At 69.4% G+C, this 2,936-nt stretch carries 5 protein-coding genes; all 5 read left to right on the top strand.

Annotated elements, in window-relative coordinates:
• Positions 1–308, top strand: a 308-nt coding sequence (locus ACQKIP_RS44140) for a DUF6879 family protein (RefSeq protein WP_427745575.1), incomplete at its 5' end; no start/stop codon positions are given.
• Positions 309–327: 19 nt separating this feature from the next.
• Positions 328–1,176, top strand: a complete 849-nt coding sequence (locus tag ACQKIP_RS44135; RefSeq protein WP_365861953.1) for a helix-turn-helix domain-containing protein — start codon at positions 328–330, stop codon at positions 1,174–1,176.
• Positions 1,177–1,330: 154 nt separating this feature from the next.
• Entirely contained in the window at positions 1,331–1,705 is a 375-nt protein-coding gene (locus tag ACQKIP_RS44130) for a hypothetical protein (protein ID WP_365861955.1), read from the top strand.
• Complete coding sequence (locus ACQKIP_RS44125) at positions 1,702–1,839, top strand: hypothetical protein (protein ID WP_365861957.1); 138 nt, start codon at positions 1,702–1,704, stop codon at positions 1,837–1,839. Before ACQKIP_RS44130 ends, ACQKIP_RS44125 begins: the two co-directional genes overlap by 4 nt.
• Positions 1,840–2,072: 233 nt before the next feature.
• Positions 2,073–2,936 (top strand): methyltransferase domain-containing protein (locus tag ACQKIP_RS44120; RefSeq protein ID WP_427745574.1); only part of this gene is annotated, 864 nt, incomplete at its 3' end.

Raw genomic sequence — 2,936 nt, 5'->3', positions numbered from 1 at the left:
GCCGGGCGCGCGTGGTCTCCCAGCCGGTCACGGAGTACATCCGCTTCGAGCACGCCATCACCGGCGCCAACCTGTACGCCGGGGAACAGGTGCGCTGGCTGCCACGTGCCCGCGCCTCGCATCTGCTGCTGCCGGGCAACGACTTCTGGCTGATCGACGACCGCATCGTCCGCTTCAACATCTTCTCCGGCGACGGTCAGGCCATCGAGCCGCAGGCCAGCACCGACCACGGCGTCATCAAGCAGTGTGCGGACGCCTTCGAGATGGTCTGGGATCTGGGCGTCGACCACCACCAGTTCACCCTCTGACCCGCATCACCGCACACCGATGACCAGTACGCCCTCATCGGCCGCCCAGGCCGCCCGCGCCCAGGTCGCCGCGCGTCTGGTCGACGTCCGCAAAAGCGCCGGCCTGAAAGCCGTCGAGGTCGCCGAGGCGTGCGGCTGGCACAAATCGAAAGTGTCGCGGCTGGAGAACGCGCGGATGCTGCCCACGGACGCGGACATCCGCGCCTGGTGCACCGCCTGCCGCACCCCGGCCGTCGTGGATGAGCTGATCGCCCGCACCCGCGATGCCGACCTGCTGTACGTGGAGTGGAAGCGCCTGCACCGCACCGGCATCCGCCGCATGCAGGAAAGCGCCGTCCCCCTGTACGAGTCCACGCGCCTGTTCCGCGTGTACTGCTCCAACGTGATCCCCGGTCTCTCCCAGGTACACGGCTACGCCGAGCAGCTCCTGACGACGATCAGCGACTTCCAGGGAACCCCCAACGACGCCCCGGAAGCCGCCACCGCGCGCCTGGAGCGCTCCCGCGTCATCTACGAATCCCAGCACCGCTTCGTGCTCCTCATCGAGCAGAGCGTGCTCTCCTACCGCTTCGGCACGCCCTCGGTGATGGCCGGGCAGCTCGGCTATCTCCTGGAGATCATGTCGCTGCCCACCGTGGCGTTCGGCATCATCCCCAGCGACGCGGAACGCTCCATGTGGCCGCTGGAAACGTTCATGATCTTCGATACCACGCGGGTGCAGGTCGAGACACTGACGGCGGAGATCAACGTCAAGGACCCCGACGAGATCCAGGTCTACGCCCGCGCGTTCGACCGGCTGCGGCAGATGGCCGTCTTCGGCCCTGCCGCACGGGCACTGATCACCGCGCAGATCGCCGCTCTCGACTGACACCGGGCGCAACTTCCCGCAACTTCCTGGCGGCTTAACTCTCGCTTTCTCTAGCGTCGTTGCTGTGTCACCGGCCGCCCGCCGAATCCCTTGCGGGCTCCCCTGCGCCCGGCATCGGGGGGCGGCCGGACCAAACACCCGAGAGGACGAGGCCGTGACGACGATGACGAGCCAGCACCCCAGCCAGGCTGATCCGGTGAACCTCGCGATCGTCGACAACGCTGTCCATCGCGCCGAAGGTCTCGCCGCCGCCGACCCCACGAATCCGCTGGCCGACGGGGTGGCCGCCGAGCTGGCCGAGCATCTGCTCGCGCTGATCCCGCAAGCCGAGTACCGGCTGACGCGCATGCCCGAGCGCACCCCCGCCCAGCGGCGGGCCCGCGACGTCCTCGCCGATTCCATCCGACACGCGCATTCCGTCCACCACGACGAGGACCACGACCGCTTCAGCAACCCGGCGGCACGCCTGTATCTGCTGTCCGGGGCGTGCCAGCTGATGAAGCACGCCATGGTGCCGTCCGCGTGGTGAGCCGCTGGGAGCGCTGGCGAGCCCGTCGCCCGGTGCGCTCGCGCATCGCCGAGACCGCCATCACCACCATCCTCGTCGCGCTGTTGACCGTGACGTTCGCGGCATTGCTGCACACCGTGCTGACCAACTCCTGACCCCGCATCTTGACGGAGGTTGACGATGAGTACGCCCACCGGCCCGATCCCCGGTCCGGACCCGCCCGGCTCTCCGCCCCCGCACACGACTGCCCCGACCGACACGACCGACACGACCGGCACGACGAAGGAGAATCGCCATGGATAAGCACAAGGGAGAACCGTCCGACAAGCCGATGCCGCCCCCGCCTCCGCCGTCTCCCGACGGCAGCGGACCGCAGAGGTAAGCGCCCGTGGACTTCCGGCAGATCGCCAGCACCGAGCTTGAGGCCATGGGGGCTTTCCGGTCCCCGTGGCTTCGGCCCGCGTTCCACGCCGTCGACCGCGAAGCGTTCGCCCCCGCCCTGTTCTGGTCGCCGACCGCCGACGATGACGGCCGGTACCCGGTGCTGGACCGCGAGCGGGACGAGAACGGGTGGCGGCGGACGGTGTGGGGCACGCACGCCTCGCTGATCACGCAGATCGACGACGGCGCCGTCAGGCCCGAGGACGGGCCCGCTCTCGTCGGCGGGGATTTCACGTCGTCGATCTCCGCCCTGGACATCGCCTACGAAAAGCTCAACCACCTCGACCTCGAAGAGGGGCGCCGGGTGCTGCATGTGGGCACCGCCTCGGGCTACGACTCGGCGCTCCTGTGCGAACGCGTCGGCGAGGAACGGCTGACCACGATCGAGTTCGATCCGGTGCTGGCGGCGTGGGGGGAGAAGAACCTCCGCGCGGCCGGGTACGCGCCCACCACCGTGTGCGGCGACGGGCTGGCCGGGTGGGAGCCTACGGCGCCCTATGACCGGATCATCGCCACGTGCGCCGTCCGCACCATCCCCGACGCCTGGCGGCAGCAGGCCGCCGAGGGAGCGCTCATCCTGGCCCCGCTGACCACCGCCTACTCTCCCGGCGCCCTGATGAAACTGACCGTGCGAAACGGGGTGGCGTCGGGTCGGTTCGTGGGACCCGCGTTCTACATGCTGGCCCGCTCCCACCGCATCAACCGACAGCTCAACCCGCCCGACAGCAAGACCAAGACGGCTTCTGCGATCTCCCCGGCCACCGTGCTGGACCGGGACTGGGGCCAGGACTTCGCGATCGGCCTGCACACC

Source organism: Streptomyces sp. NPDC059900 (assembly GCF_050270335.1).
In the GTDB taxonomy this organism is placed as follows: Bacteria; Actinomycetota; Actinomycetes; order Streptomycetales; family Streptomycetaceae; genus Streptomyces.
Note: the sequence above shows the minus strand (reverse complement) of the source record. Positions and strands in the feature narration are given on the sequence as shown.